Annotated in this window: 13 protein-coding genes; 8 read left to right on the top strand and 5 right to left on the bottom strand. The window is 42.7% G+C overall.

The window, feature by feature from the left end:
• Nucleotides 1-125 precede the first annotated feature (125 nt).
• On the top strand, nucleotides 126-2,318 hold the full coding sequence (locus tag FD725_RS06160) for a peptidoglycan DD-metalloendopeptidase family protein (RefSeq protein ID WP_256871861.1): 2,193 nt from the start codon (nucleotides 126-128) through the stop codon (nucleotides 2,316-2,318).
• 350 nt (nucleotides 2,319-2,668) lie between these two features.
• On the opposite strand, the gene rsmH is transcribed toward FD725_RS06160, so the two are convergent.
• Nucleotides 2,669-3,562, bottom strand: a complete 894-nt coding sequence (rsmH, locus tag FD725_RS06155) for a 16S rRNA (cytosine(1402)-N(4))-methyltransferase RsmH (RefSeq protein ID WP_179047308.1) — start codon at nucleotides 3,560-3,562, stop codon at nucleotides 2,669-2,671.
• A 632-nt stretch (nucleotides 3,563-4,194) separates the two neighbouring features.
• Here rsmH and FD725_RS06150 point away from each other — a divergent pair.
• The 4 genes from FD725_RS06150 to ctpC all read left to right on the top strand — a co-directional run bounded on the left by FD725_RS06150 (nucleotide 4,195) and on the right by ctpC (nucleotide 9,100).
• On the top strand, nucleotides 4,195-5,379 hold the full coding sequence (locus tag FD725_RS06150) for an NAD(P)H-quinone oxidoreductase subunit H (RefSeq protein WP_179047307.1): 1,185 nt from the start codon (nucleotides 4,195-4,197) through the stop codon (nucleotides 5,377-5,379).
• 287 nt (nucleotides 5,380-5,666) lie between these two features.
• On the top strand, nucleotides 5,667-6,206 hold the full coding sequence (locus FD725_RS06145) for a GAF domain-containing protein (RefSeq protein WP_179047306.1): 540 nt from the start codon (nucleotides 5,667-5,669) through the stop codon (nucleotides 6,204-6,206).
• Nucleotides 6,207-6,350: 144 nt separating this feature from the next.
• Entirely contained in the window at nucleotides 6,351-7,577 is a 1,227-nt protein-coding gene (ispG, locus tag FD725_RS06140) for a (E)-4-hydroxy-3-methylbut-2-enyl-diphosphate synthase (protein WP_179047305.1), read from the top strand.
• Between the two features lie 224 nt (nucleotides 7,578-7,801).
• Entirely contained in the window at nucleotides 7,802-9,100 is a 1,299-nt protein-coding gene (ctpC, locus tag FD725_RS06135; RefSeq protein WP_179047304.1) for a carboxyl-terminal processing protease CtpC, read from the top strand.
• Nucleotides 9,101-9,106: 6 nt separating this feature from the next.
• Here ctpC and FD725_RS06130 read toward each other — a convergent pair whose 3' ends face one another.
• From FD725_RS06130 to FD725_RS06120, 3 genes are all read right to left on the bottom strand, one after another.
• Nucleotides 9,107-9,292, bottom strand: a complete 186-nt coding sequence (locus FD725_RS06130; RefSeq protein WP_179047303.1) for a transposase — start codon at nucleotides 9,290-9,292, stop codon at nucleotides 9,107-9,109.
• Nucleotides 9,289-9,627 (bottom strand): DUF433 domain-containing protein, encoded by a 339-nt coding sequence (locus FD725_RS06125; RefSeq protein ID WP_179047302.1) that lies wholly within the window; start codon nucleotides 9,625-9,627, stop codon nucleotides 9,289-9,291. The genes FD725_RS06130 and FD725_RS06125 overlap by 4 nt, the downstream gene beginning before the upstream one ends.
• A gap of 172 nt (nucleotides 9,628-9,799) precedes the next feature.
• Nucleotides 9,800-10,537 carry a DUF1995 family protein gene (locus FD725_RS06120; RefSeq protein WP_179047301.1) on the bottom strand — a complete coding sequence of 246 codons (738 nt, stop codon included), beginning with the start codon at nucleotides 10,535-10,537 and terminating at the stop codon, nucleotides 9,800-9,802.
• Between the two features lie 242 nt (nucleotides 10,538-10,779).
• Here FD725_RS06120 and FD725_RS06115 point away from each other — a divergent pair, with 242 nt between their 5' ends.
• The 3 genes from FD725_RS06115 to FD725_RS06105 all read left to right on the top strand — a co-directional run bounded on the left by FD725_RS06115 (nucleotide 10,780) and on the right by FD725_RS06105 (nucleotide 11,599).
• Entirely contained in the window at nucleotides 10,780-11,055 is a 276-nt protein-coding gene (locus FD725_RS06115; protein WP_179047300.1) for a BrnT family toxin, read from the top strand.
• Entirely contained in the window at nucleotides 11,039-11,284 is a 246-nt protein-coding gene (locus FD725_RS06110; protein WP_179047299.1) for a hypothetical protein, read from the top strand. Before FD725_RS06115 ends, FD725_RS06110 begins: the two co-directional genes overlap by 17 nt.
• 81 nt (nucleotides 11,285-11,365) lie before the next feature.
• Complete coding sequence (locus FD725_RS06105) at nucleotides 11,366-11,599, top strand: hypothetical protein (RefSeq protein WP_179047298.1); 234 nt, start codon at nucleotides 11,366-11,368, stop codon at nucleotides 11,597-11,599.
• Nucleotides 11,600-11,607: 8 nt separating this feature from the next.
• On the opposite strand, the gene FD725_RS06100 is transcribed toward FD725_RS06105, so the two are convergent.
• Nucleotides 11,608-13,944, bottom strand: a complete 2,337-nt coding sequence (locus FD725_RS06100; RefSeq protein WP_256871860.1) for a DUF3488 and DUF4129 domain-containing transglutaminase family protein — start codon at nucleotides 13,942-13,944, stop codon at nucleotides 11,608-11,610.
• Nucleotides 13,945-13,974: the final 30 nt, after the last annotated feature.

Raw genomic sequence — 13,974 nt, 5'->3', positions numbered from 1 at the left:
GATCTATCTTGTGATGTGATCTAAGTCATTGACTAGTATCCAACTGGAAAATTGAGGTCAGTTAAGCGCTAGTGATCATTAGGAGGTCGTCTTTGAAACGAGCATTGAAAAAAAGAGTGAAGGCTGTGTTGAAAAATACCCCTAACAGCGATGATGCCCCGGCAAATCAAGTTAACGAAGCAAACAAAAAAGCTAATCGCCGGGCGCGCAGACAAGCCGCGATGATTGGTTTAGCCATTTCAGTGGGAGCAACCAGCCTTTTGGTGACTCGACAAAGCGATCAAGCCCAAGCGGCTGCGCCTGTGGGTAGCCAAAAGGCAACCTCAACTATTCCTGCGGCTGAAACGGAAGTACAACCTAATTCCCCAAAACTAGCTACTCCCGTAGCTTTATCTGCCAGCACCCCAGAAAACCCCGTCATAGTAGAACCGACAGCTATTTCACAGCTACCTGGGTTGGAAGCTAAATTACAAGTCCTAGCGAGTGGTAAGTCCATCCAGCTTCCCTCCTCAGAAGTTGTGACTGGAAAAATGGCTCACACAACTGTAATCAATCAGCAATACCAACTAGGGCAAACACGCCAGCAACCACTCACTACTGCTAACAGTGCAATTGCTGGAGAAAATACACTCATAACAACCGAACCACAAATAGCAGATAGCACAACTGCTAGTGAAGAAATAAATGCTCAACTTAAAGCGCAGCAAGAATTCGCGCTGAATCGTTTAAAAGAAAAATCAAACCGTTTAAGAAGCAGTTTGTCAGAGTTACGCCCTGAAGAATCAAAAGATTTATCAAAAGCTGCTGATTTGGAGTTGACACAGCCAGTAACTGTAACCAATCAACTACCGCCATTAAATACAAACAGCACAGTCATTGAACAGCCACAAACTTTAGCTAATGGCGCTCAAGACAGCTTTGCATCAACAATCAAACAGCCAGAAGCGATTACTATACCCATCTCTGTGCAGCCAGCAACAATAGCTGCACCCACTAACACCAGAACTTACGAAGTTAAACCTGGAGACACACTAGCAGCGATCGCTAGCAGATACAACACTTCAGTTGCAGAATTAGTCAAAGCTAACAATCTGAGCAATCCTAATCAACTGCAAATCAGTCAAAAGTTGGTTATCCCTGTGGCAGGAGTTAACAACAGCATTACTGCTCAAACACCAGTAATGTTAAGTTCTCACAGCTTCCAGTATCCCGGAGTAACTAAAGTAGCTGGCTCCCTAGAAAGGAATCCCAGTGTTAACCAAAATCTGCCAATTACACAGCCATCAGTCACAACTGATAACACTGTGACAACACCAGCCTCAGTTAACAATCAGCAGCAAAATAATCAGGTTGTCACGCCAGAAACAACCTCTGTGAGCCGCAGAACTCAAGGACAAGGTGGTGATAGCCCAGTTCCCAAAGCTTTTGTAGAAATACAACAGCCACAAAACACCGGGAACCGAGTAGCCAGAGGTAAAGGCGATCGCCTGCGGAGCTTACAAGCTGAAATTCAAAGACTACAAGCCAAATACCGCACACAAGAATCTGGAAACTCTTATACAGAAGTAGCTAACAATGAAAGTAACGATTTAGCTGTACCCATTCCTGTTGCTAGTCCCAATAATTTGGCGGTCTCTCGATCTACTTCTGGAAAACAAGATTTCGCTGTACCCATTCCTGTGCCTACTCCTTTAGCACCCAGTTACAGCAATCAAACCATTCAGCCAAAATTCCGCGCTACTCGTCCAGTCAACGAGCCAGTAAATCCAGAATTTTTACTCAACCCAAGAGTCAATCAATTAACCCCCTCAGGTAGAGCCACACCTCCAAGAGGTACTGCTGTTTCTCCCCAACTACCACCTCTAGCAGCAGTAGATCAGTATCTACCACAACCAATTGATGAAACTATACCACCTCCATCAACCTCTGCAACCAACTACATCTGGCCAGCTAAAGGTGTATTGACCTCTGGTTTTGGTCAGCGATGGGGAAGACCACACAGAGGAATTGACATTGCTGCACCTATTGGGACACCAATTATGGCATCAGCTGATGGTGTGGTAGAAAAAGCAGGTTGGAACAATGGTGGTTACGGCATTCTCGTGGATATCCGCCATCCTGATGGTAGTTTGACCCGCTACGCTCACAATAGTAGGCTGCTGGTACAGTCAGGTCAACAAGTACGTCAAGGACAGCAAATAGCGGCAATGGGTAGTACTGGCTTCAGCACAGGTTCCCACAGCCATTTTGAAATTCATCCATCAGGCAAGGGAGCAGTCAACCCTATAGCCATGCTACCACCACGGGGTCGTGTGTAATTTTTGCTGATCTTCAATTAAACAGTTTCTTTAACTTGAAAGGGAGTTTTACTCCCTTTTTTGTTATGAAAAATAGCTAGTCATTGGTCAATAGTCAATAGTCATTAGTCATTAGTCATTAGTCATTAGCAATTATTACTCCCTCACTCCCTCACTCAGCACGGGCTAAACGCCCCGCTTCCGCTAACAGCACTCTCTCACTCAGCACTCATACCAATTCACTAAAAATCTGATACATATCCAAACACGGAAACCCTTGTAAAATCAGAGTTTCTTAATTTTGAATTTTGAATTTTGAATTGGTATCAGCACGGGCTAAACGCCCCGCTACCGCTAACAGCACTCACTACTCAGCACCTCTCAGCGATTCTGAGTTTAGCAGAACGAGAGCGTGGGTTATGAGCGATTTCAGCTTCAGTGGCCGTGATGGGCTTTTTAGTTAAAACTTTTAATAGAGGTGAATTTCTCAGCCCGTGTTTTACCAAACGATCTTCTAAGCTGTGAAAACTAATAATCACAATTTTGCCACCAGGAACTAACGCCAGAGGTGCTTGCTCGATAAAATTTTCTAGAGATTTTAACTCATCATTGACAACAATTCGTAGAGCTTGAAAAACGCGAGTAGCCGGGTGAATTCTACCATAACGATATTTAGGAGGAACACAAGAGGCGATCGCTTCAGCTAATTCCGTCGTCGTCTGCAAAGGCCGTCTTTCTATAATCCGTCTAGCAATCCTCCTTGATAGTCGTTCTTCACCATATTTAAAAAAAATATCAGCTAACTCTCTCTCATCCCATTCATTAATCACATCGCTGGCGGTTAAAGATTGTCTTTGATCCATCCGCATATCCAGATTTGCCGTGTGACGAAAACTAAAACCCCGTACTGGCGTATCTAAATGATAAGAACTCACACCCAAGTCAGCAATAATCCCATCAAAAACAGACGAGGGAAATTTATAAGCAGCAAAATTGCTCCGTACATAATTAACTCGTTCTCCGAATTCTGCTAACTCCTTTTGCGCCGCCGCCAAAGCAGCCTCATCTTGGTCAACAGCCGTTAATTTTACATCTATTGCCGCCTCTAAAATTAAACGACTATGACCACCACCACCTACCGTTGCATCCAGATAATGTCCACCAGAATGTACAGCTAAACCTGTAATCACCTCTTGAGGTAACACAGGTAAATGAGAAAATATCGGTTCTTCAATATCTAATGTTTTTGGAAAATCAGCATCCATGAGATTTAGCGTTAACAAATACGGTAATCATCAATTCTTGTTGAGACATAGCAGTGCTACGTCTCTACGTCTCAACGACATTATTCTTTGGAAAGATATATTTAAAAATCAAATACATAAAATGCACGTAAATTCACAGCAAACACAACCATTAAAAATAGAAATACTGAATACAAAATATCAACAATACTCTATCTGACAGAAAAATTAAAATCAAAAATATATTGCAGTATTTTTTCTGATAAATTCAGTCAATAGTCAATAGTCATTGGTCATTGGTCACTGGTCACTACTTAGCACTCAGCACTCAGCACTCCCTCACTCTCTCACTCCCTCACTCTCCTTGTCTCACCTACCCCCTGTCTCAAGACATGAAAAAAAACCAGTCCCTTAACTTCTTAGATATCGGGCTTCCATATAATAATTGAAGAAGTGAAACAAAATGAAATATCAAGCAAAAGCCCTCTGCTGCCCCCATCTCTCCAACATACCCTCGTACAGGCAATATATCTAGGGCTTGTCCCCCAAACATTGCTCCTACGAATTTGATTTTGGCAGACATGAGCAATTGTGTCTGGATGGCATCTACGCGGTTCAACTCAAAATTTTCACACTGGGAGAACACAGAATTTATGGCAAGAATTGAAACCCGCACTGAACCAATGGTGCTAAACATGGGGCCGCACCATCCCTCAATGCACGGGGTTCTGCGGCTGATTGTCACTTTAGATGGAGAAGATGTTGTAGATTGTGAACCGGTTATTGGCTACCTCCACCGAGGAATGGAAAAAATTGCCGAAAATCGCACCACCGTCATGTATGTCCCCTACGTTAGCCGATGGGACTACGCAGCTGGAATGTTTAACGAAGCTGTCACCGTCAACGCACCGGAAAAACTAGCAGGTGTCGCCGTTCCCAAACGCGCCAGTTACATCCGCGTCATCATGCTGGAATTAAACCGAATCGCCAACCATTTGCTATGGTTTGGCCCCTTCCTGGCTGACGTAGGCGCTCAAACTCCCTTCTTTTACCAGTTCCGGGAACGAGAGATGATTTACGATTTGTGGGAAGCAGCCACAGGTTACCGCATGGTAAATAACAACTACTTCCGTGTTGGTGGAGTCGCAGCAGATTTACCTTATGGTTGGGTAGATAAGTGTGAGGAGTTTTGCGACTACTTCCTACCCAAAGTTGATGAATACGAACGCCTCGTAACCAACAATGCTATCTTCCGCCGTCGGATTGAAGGTATTGGCACAATCACTCGTGAAGAAGCGATTAACTGGGGACTTTCTGGGCCAATGCTACGTGCTTCTGGCGTGAAGTGGGATTTACGCAAAGTAGACCACTACGAATGCTACGATGATTTTGACTGGGATGTGCAGTGGGAAACTGCTGGTGATTGCCTAGCCCGTTACATCGTGCGCATGCGGGAAATGCGCGAATCCGTCAAAATCCTCAAGCAAGCGATTAAAGGACTACCCGGAGGCCCCTACGAAAACTTAGAAGCCAAGCGTCTAGCAGCCGGGAAAAAATCCGAATGGGATGCCTTTGATTACCAATACATCGGTAAAAAAGTTTCTCCCACCTTTAAAATGCCCAAAGGCGAAATCTACGCCCGTGTAGAAAGTGGTAAAGGTGAACTAGGAATTTATTTAGTAGGCGATGATAACGTCTTCCCCTGGCGGTGGAAAATTCGTCCAGCCGATTTCAACAACTTGCAAATTCTTCCTCACTTACTGCGAGGGATGAAAGTTGCCGATGTTGTGGTGATTCTCGGTAGTATTGACGTAATCATGGGATCTGTAGACAGATAGCGATCTTTGGCTGGGTATACCTTACCCAGCTATTTATAAAAGTTTCAGTAGTAGCATAGCAAGCCGAAAATTTGTCAGTATTTTCTTAGATAAAAATCAAATTAGTGATTTAGTTTACTTCAACATAGTTAAAAATATATATTAATTTCCAAATCTTGGAAAAGTAGATGGGGGCTAGCTTTGCAATCTGTATTATTTATACTTGTACAAAATACGATTGTTCAATCTAGGTTCGATAAATTACTATTTAAAACTGACATACTTGGCTGATTTATATTTTTAGAACTGTGCAAATTTACTCTGAGTCAGAATTTGATCCTAACTCAAATAAGCCTACCGAACAGGGTTTACAAAGAGTCCTCAATCGTCTGATCCAAACCATGCAGAGAGATGCTCTAATTCGCCAAACAACGAATCATTTGAGGGAATTGTTGCAAGTTGATCGCGTGGTTTTATATTACTTCTACTGGCAATGGCATGGGCAAGTAACCTTTGAATCTCTCCGTTCAGAGGAATTTTCCATACTGGGGTCAACTGGGCCAGATGAATGTTTTAATGATGAGTACGCAGCCTTATATTTAAATGGCAGAGTCAGAGCGATCGCCGATATTGAATCAGAATTAATATCTCCTTGTCACCGAGATTTTCTTCAAAGCTTAAAAGTCCGGGCTAACCTAGTCGCACCAGTGCTGATTCCCAGAGGGTTATGGGGCTTGTTAGTCGCTCATAATTGTCAAGAACTACGTTCATGGTCACAATCAGATATTGAGCTAATCCAAGCAGGAGCGCAAACTCTGGCAACATCGCCGCATATTTTAGAAACTTAACTTAGGGTTGGTTGGCTCGGTACATAAGTCTCATTTCTTTTCTTTTTTGCGATCGCATCGCCCAAGAAAGCCCCCACTATGGCAATCTGAAAGACAGAGACTTTTGAATCTGATATTTTAGCTACACATTCGCCTAACAAGGTTATGCAAACTCTGCCCACACCCGTAACATCTAATAATTTAACCAACCCAGCCACCTTTGATACCACCATCAAGCGTCGCCAAACTCGTCCAGTCAAGGTAGGAAATGTCACTATCGGCGGTGGCTACCCTGTGGTAGTCCAGTCAATGATTAATGAAGACACTCTGGATATTGATGGTTCTGTAGCCGCGATTCGCCGTCTACACAAAATTGGCTGTGAAATCGTCCGCGTCACAGTCCCAAGCATCGCCCACGCCGTCGCATTAGCAGAAATTAAACAAAAACTCATCCAAACTTATCAAGATGTACCAATTGTGGCCGATGTCCATCACAATGGCATGAAAATTGCCTTGGAAGTCGCCAAGCATATCGAAAAAGTCCGGATTAATCCGGGATTATACGTATTTGAAAAACCAAACGCCAACAGAACCGAATATACTCCCACTGAATTTGCCGAAATTGGCGAAAAAATCCGCGAAACTCTAGCACCTCTGGTGATATCTCTGCGTGATCAAGGTAAAGCCATGCGCATCGGTGTCAATCACGGTTCTTTGGCAGAAAGAATGTTATTTACCTACGGCGACACCCCAGAAGGGATGGTGGAATCTGCTCTAGAATTTATTCGTATTTGTGAATCTCTAGATTTCCGGAACTTAGTGATTTCCATGAAAGCCTCACGGGTTCCAGTCATGGTAGCCGCCTATCGTCTCATGGCTAAACGGATGGATGAATTCGGTATGGACTATCCCCTACACTTAGGTGTCACAGAAGCAGGAGATGGGGAATACGGACGCATTAAATCCACAGCCGGGATTGCCACATTGTTAGCAGATGGCATTGGTGATACAATTCGCGTCTCCCTGACAGAAGCGCCAGAAAAAGAAATTCCCGTCTGCTACAGCATTCTGCAAGCTCTAGGTTTGCGGAAAACAATGGTAGAGTATGTTGCTTGTCCTTCCTGCGGACGCACTTTATTTAACTTAGAAGAAGTGTTGCACAAAGTCCGAGAAGCTACTAAGCATTTAACCGGACTAGATATTGCCGTCATGGGTTGCATCGTCAACGGCCCTGGAGAAATGGCTGATGCTGACTACGGCTATGTAGGTAAAACCCCTGGCTTGATCTCTTTATATCGTGGTAGAGAAGAAATCAAAAAAGTGCCAGAAGACAAAGGTGTAGAAGAGTTGATTAATTTAATCAAAGCAGATGGTCGTTGGGTAGAGCCTTAGAGATTGGGGACTGAGGACTGGGGACTGGGCTAAATTCTTCCTAATCCCCAATACCTAATCCCTCATCCCCATAATTTGAAATTTGTGTGAACGCCGACTGGCTATGTCGCCGGATTCTACAGTATTTTGATGAAGTTAGGAATACATACTCGGTCGTTACACTTTACCCTGTGTTAGATTGAGCATACTGACTATAAATTTTTCCCTCTGACGCAGCTGTCATTATGGTGATTACAAAAAGTAGGCTTGTTTTGGGTGCTACGGCAGTAACACTCTCCACGATCGCAGTTACTAGCCTTGGCATTCATTCGCGCGGTCAGGCTTTATTTAAAGCAAGTCCGAAAGAACTAGTAGATGAAGTATGGCAAATTGTCCAGCGACAATACGTAGACGGAACCTTTAATCAGGTTGATTGGCAAGCTGTCCGTAAGGAATACTTGAACAAGTCCTATAGTAGTCAGCAAGATGCTTATAAGTCCATTCGGGAAATGCTGAAAAAGCTGGAAGATCCTTATACCCGGTTTATGGACCCAGAGGAATTCAAGAATATGCAGGTGGATACCTCTGGCGAATTAACAGGTATTGGTATCACCATCAGCCAGGATGAGAAAACCAAGCAATTAGTGGTAATTGCGCCCATTGAAGATACACCGGCTTTTAAAGCTGGGGTGCTGGCTAAGGATATCATTCTCAAAATTGATGGCAAAAGCACTCAGGGTATGGATACTAACCAAGCTGTATCCCTAATCCGGGGTGCAGCTGGTACACAGGTAACTTTGACAATTCAGCGTAATGGTCAACAAAAACAGTTTGCCATCAAACGAGCGCGAATTGAAATTCATCCTGTACGCTATTCACAAAAGCAAACGACTATTGGTAAGGTGGGTTACATCCGTCTGAACCAATTTAGCGCCAATGCTGGCAAAGAAATGCAGCAAGCTATTAAGGATTTAGAAAAACAGCAAGTAGCTGGTTATATTCTAGATTTACGTGGAAATCCTGGTGGTTTACTGTTCTCCAGTGTAGAAATTGCCCGGATGTGGATAGATAAGGGCACAATTGTTTCCACTGTTGACCGTCAAGGAGAACGGGAAAAAGAAGTAGCGAACGGACGCTCTTTAACTGATAAACCTTTAGTAATCATCGTCGATAAAGGTTCAGCCAGCGCTAGTGAAATACTTTCTGGTGCATTGCAAGATAATAAACGAGCTGTGATTGTTGGTACACAAACTTTTGGTAAGGGCTTGGTGCAATCTGTTCGTCCTCTGGATGACGGTTCAGGTTTGGCAGTGACAATTGCTAAGTACTTGACTCCCAATGACAGAGATATTAACAAGCACGGGATTGATCCTGATGTAAAAGTGGAATTAACTGATGCTCAACGCCAAACCTTGTGGTTACGTGAGCGTGAGAAACTTGCCACACAAGCAGATCCCCAATTTGCCAAAGCAGTAGAAGTGTTGGGTAAACAAATTGCTGCTAGGGGTGTACCAACAGCCGAGAAAAATAAAACTCCTCAATAAGCAAAGTTACTGGGGTTGGCACTTGCCAGCCCTAATTAATCCGATGCGACGGGCGATCGCTTCCTCATGTGAATCAAAAGGCCCCCACTGTTCGATGATCTCTACGTTACTCTCAGCAATCTGATCGCTAGTAACTATTTCACAATGACCAGAGTTTTGCTTGACAATATGCCAAGTTTGTGTATTATTCATAATAATTTTACTTGATTTCGTCTAGCAAGTAAGCGCTCACGTATTCCAAGTGGATTAAAACGTTGCTCAATTTCTTGTTGAATCACCGTTGCTTGGTGTTGACGTTCTAATAGATATACATCAACTTCAGCTTTATGTCTCAAATAATAACCAATGACTAAATAAATATCCGACAGATGAAGCGATGTGTATTGCTCTCCTATTTCCTCTGCTGTAGCACCTTCAAGAAAAGCTGTCACAACTGTGTCCAAAGTAACGCGAGTTTTACCAACTCTTACAATGCCATGAGCATCAACCTCTAAAGGTGCAAATTCAACTGCAATTGCTAATGTCATAGGCTAAACCATGTTGTTGTTTCATACTATCAAAAGTACTGTTAGTGGGAACGATTAGTCTGTGCCTAGAAACAAACCCTAACATCTAACAGAGGAACTGAAGTGGAAATAGGGAACATTTATTTTCTGGTGTTCCCTGATTTCTCATACTTTATACTACCTCTGCTTTTGCTTAGTTATTCAATGCTCTAATAAACCTCTGCAAACTTTTAAAGACACCAGGTTTTTTCCCTGGTGTATTATCTTTACCTGTAGTTTGCGATTGTCCTTTCATCAAAATTAAATCTAGTTCATCCCCTGAAGGCTTTTTCGGTAACTCAGCAATTTTTACCCAAGTGTCGCTGTTTTCTACCCACACCTCCCATTGTCCAGGATAGGAACGGAATAGAGCAGTTTCATTATCTATAGGACGCAGGTAGTAACAGGATTCAATTGTATTGAGGAAACGTTCGCGGGTTTGTCTGGCTGCATAACCAATGCCGACAATACCAGCATCTTCTAAACGAGGATTTAAAAAAATAGTAGGGCGATCGCCAATAATCGCACAAATTTTTTCCAGTTGTGGTACTTCTACTGATGTGGGGGCAATAAATAAGACAATCTCATCTTCTGGCTGAATCTTGGATTGAATCGAAGCAGCTCTACCTGTACCAATATCAGAAATTTGAAACGTTGCATCTGCCCAATCACGCCGGGCTAAAGCAGCTGCACCCGCATCAGCAAAAAAGACTTTTAAGCGAGATTCATACTCGGTGAACAAAGGCAGAAACTGTTCTGCCACAGGCATGAATTTGAGTTCAGGAAACAGCAAGTCAACTTGTAGGCGCGTATAACCATCGTCTAAAGCGGCTTTGGTAGCTGCACGGGATTGAGCGATCGCTTCTTCTAGGCTATTTGGTAATTCTGGCATAGGTGATGTGTCTGGCTGGGGTGTTATTCCTATTGTTTCAGTATTAGCTCCTATTTTCCGCAGCAGTGACACAGAGAGTTACTTTAAAAATAAAGAAAGAACGATAGCTATATATTATGTCATCAGCAGCCATCACGACTGTAATTAGAATGATGGAGTCTTTGCTAATTGATGTACAGGAACGCATTGCAGATCAGCAGTTTATTACCTGAAGCGAATTCTAGAGTTGGATAAAGTTACATATGGAATTTGAATGGAACACGGACAAAGCGATATTAAACCTTGATAAGCACGGTATTTCCTTTCAAGAAGCTGCAACCGTATTTAATGATCCTCTATCTGTAACTTTCCCTGATCCTGCTCATTCCATCGAGGAAAACCGCTACGTTATCATTGGTGTATCTCAGTTTGGACAACTTTTAGTTGTTGCACATACTGACAGAGAAGAAAAGGTACGAATCATCAGTGCCAGAAAAACAACCCGACAAGAGAGGAAGTTTTATGAAGAAGGAAGTTGAGAACGAAATGGAAGATGAATTAAGTACAGAGTATGACTTTGCTCAAATGCAGGGAGGTGTTAGGGGCAAATATGTTGAGAGATATCGCACAGGAACAAACTTAGTACTTCTAGATCCCGATGTTGCCCAAGCTTTCCCTAATGATGCAGCAGTAAATGAAGCATTGCGATTATTGATTCAGATTGCCCAGCGCCAGCAGCCCAGCACGGCGATGGGGCGTACGGAGTAAAATGTGCCAGAAATATTATTGAAAAAACGAACTGGGATTAATGTTAATTTAAAAATAGAGAATGGATAAGAGCTATATACTATGTCATCAACAGCCATCACGACCGTAATTAGAATGATGGAGTCTTTGCCAATCGATGTACAGGAACGCATTGTAGATCATCTGCGAGAATACGTTGATGAATTGCAAGATGAGATTAAATGGAATAGTTCATTTCAACAAACCCAATCACAATTGATTGCTGCCGCTAAACGAGCTAAACAAGAAATTGCCGAAGGAAAAGCGACAGCAATGGACTATGATCAACTCTTGTAAAAAAGTAATTACGAATTACGAATTACGCCAGTCTTCTTTTTCATTTCCTGCCATCTTTGTCTTAGTTGATTTAAATTAGGCTTCTGACCACCATAACGCCAACTCACATAGGCTTGGCAAATTTCATCTATTACTTGAGCAGTAGCTGGGGCATGATGCTGATAAGAGACACTTGCATACTCAAAAGGTGTCTGTGCTGGATGTTTACCTAAACCTTGTTTAGCTGTCCATTGCAGCATTTGTTGATAGAGGCTTTCCATTGGTGGCAGTTTACCTAACCAACGACGGTTACGCCAAATTTTCCACTGTGTCCAACCTAGCCAACCAAAAAAAGCGATAGTTGTGGACAAAGTTAAACCAGTGAATACACCAAACCAACCTTGAGTAAATAAAGCCAAAAACCAAGCGATCGCTTTACTAATCCAACTAAATAATGTCCCAAAAATATTGTTGAGAAAACCCGTCACTGGGGAAGGTAGCCACCCAGCCACCCATTGCCAAAATTGTCGCAACACACTAAAAGTCTGTACGTCTTCTACTGAAGGTGGAATTAGAGGATGATTGGGAATGGGGTCAAAAGCAAACCATCCATATTTAGGGAAATATACTTCCGTCATGGCGTAAGCGTCCGTGTTACGCACAACATACATTCCTGTGAATGGGTTAAATTCTCCCGCACCAAACCCTGCTACTAACCGGGCTGGGATACCAACAGAACGCAGCATGACGGTAAGAACTGTCGAGAAATGGTCTGGATAGCCACCTTTATGCTTGAATAAAAAAGCATCTACCAAATCTTCCTTTTCATCCAAATAAGGAAACTCAAAAGGATTTTGGGGGATGGAATAGTGTTGTTTCAGGTATTGAGCTAAATACAACGCTTTTTCATAGTTAGAATTGAGAGTTTTTTGCGACTTCCATACCAGTTGTTGATTATAGTTAGCTAAAATTTCTTCAGTCAATTGCTTGACTTTTGGCGCAATTTCTGTAGGAACTTGCAAATAATGACTCTTAATACCTAGGGGATAATTATTAGAAGCTGTTCCCAGTAAAGTGCGATCGCGGTATGGAACCTCAGAAATAACGGTATAAGTCAAATCTTCTGATAAACCTACAGGTGCGCGTAACCCATCTTCTTTGTCTACCGCAATCATTGGTGTGGGAAAGAAAATTTCCTTGGGGTAAGACATAGCCGGAATTAGGTTAGGCAATTCCGATACTACAGTGTAAGTCTGCACCACTTCCTTGGTTTTTGTAGCTATTGGTGGTGGTGAGAGATAAATTTGATAAGACCAAGGCGATCGCTTAACAGTTCTCACATCTTCATTGCGGGAAATTTCCCAACCCTTACCCGTGTAACGATCAAAGGCTAATACGCGCCAAAAACCCTCAACTTGCGATCGCACCCGCATCACCACCTGGGGTTTCATCTCTCCCCGTAGGTTTTGGTTCATCTTACTATTGAAGCCGTAATAAAAGCCGCTATCTACCTTTCCCGGCTGACCATTTTGATTTTGATTGCTACTATTACCCTGACCATTACCTTGATTATCAGCATTACCCTGACGCACATAACCAGGATTAATAATACTGCGACTAGTAAAACCGTTTTTCACCTCAATGGGCGCACTCACAGGAAATGTCCGCAATTGATAACCAGGAAACCGGGGTAAAAAAGCAAAAACCACCAGTCCTAAACCGACAACTACACTAAACAGTACAAAATAGAAAGAGAAACCAGAAGATAATTTAAACGCTTTTGACTGTTGACTGTTGACTGTTGACTTTCCTAGACCTAATTGAGAACGATAATTGATTACCAAAGTAGGGAGAGCGATCGCTAAAAATAATAATAATACAGGTGCAAACGCCAAAGTCTGACTCAATGTTGCTGCCACACCCAATAAAATTAACCCAATCACAATTGAATATCCCAAATCTTTCCGACGTGGGACATCAAAACTGTGGAGTATTTGCAATTGAATTAGTAACTCCGCTAAAGCCAACCTAGTATCATTCAACTCACCAATTAATCGTCCAAAAAAAGCCCCCAGTCCGATTAACATCCCGATAGCGATACAAAACTTGATGGGAATATTAGCTTGGCGACGATGGTAATAACTCCAGCCAAAACCCAGGAAACTTAATGGAATTGCCCAGAGACTAAATGTAGTCCCAGAGGCAATATCCATCGCCACAATTCCCGTAATTACCAACGCTAGCACTAGTACCCGCAAGGAAATTGAATCTTCTACTTCTGTTAACAACGACCCCTGGGTATTTTGTCGCCAATCTAAACCCACAGGTAGACGCGACAACAGATTCATCCTGGTTAATTTAAACATTTCTATTGTTGTCTGAGAAGAAATAAAGTA

This window comes from Nostoc sp. TCL26-01 (genome assembly GCF_013393945.1).
GTDB lineage: Bacteria > Cyanobacteriota > Cyanobacteriia > Cyanobacteriales > Nostocaceae > Trichormus.
Note: the sequence above shows the minus strand (reverse complement) of the source record. Positions and strands in the feature narration are given on the sequence as shown.

What these genes read in the sequence shown, in the direction of transcription:
- rsmH (WP_179047308.1), bottom strand. Translation starts at nt 3,562, where the DNA reads ATGGATGCTGATTTTCCAAAAACATTAGATATTGAAGAACCGATATTT.
- FD725_RS06150 (WP_179047307.1), top strand. Translation starts at nt 4,195, where the DNA reads ATGGCAAGAATTGAAACCCGCACTGAACCAATGGTGCTAAACATGGGG.
- ispG (WP_179047305.1), top strand. Translation starts at nt 6,351, where the DNA reads ATGCAAACTCTGCCCACACCCGTAACATCTAATAATTTAACCAACCCA.
- ctpC (WP_179047304.1), top strand. Translation starts at nt 7,802, where the DNA reads ATGGTGATTACAAAAAGTAGGCTTGTTTTGGGTGCTACGGCAGTAACA.
- FD725_RS06130 (WP_179047303.1), bottom strand. Translation starts at nt 9,292, where the DNA reads ATGAATAATACACAAACTTGGCATATTGTCAAGCAAAACTCTGGTCAT.
- FD725_RS06125 (WP_179047302.1), bottom strand. Translation starts at nt 9,627, where the DNA reads ATGACATTAGCAATTGCAGTTGAATTTGCACCTTTAGAGGTTGATGCT.
- FD725_RS06120 (WP_179047301.1), bottom strand. Translation starts at nt 10,537, where the DNA reads ATGCCAGAATTACCAAATAGCCTAGAAGAAGCGATCGCTCAATCCCGT.
- FD725_RS06115 (WP_179047300.1), top strand. Translation starts at nt 10,780, where the DNA reads ATGGAATTTGAATGGAACACGGACAAAGCGATATTAAACCTTGATAAG.
- FD725_RS06110 (WP_179047299.1), top strand. Translation starts at nt 11,039, where the DNA reads ATGAAGAAGGAAGTTGAGAACGAAATGGAAGATGAATTAAGTACAGAG.
- FD725_RS06105 (WP_179047298.1), top strand. Translation starts at nt 11,366, where the DNA reads ATGTCATCAACAGCCATCACGACCGTAATTAGAATGATGGAGTCTTTG.
- FD725_RS06100 (WP_256871860.1), bottom strand. Translation starts at nt 13,944, where the DNA reads ATGTTTAAATTAACCAGGATGAATCTGTTGTCGCGTCTACCTGTGGGT.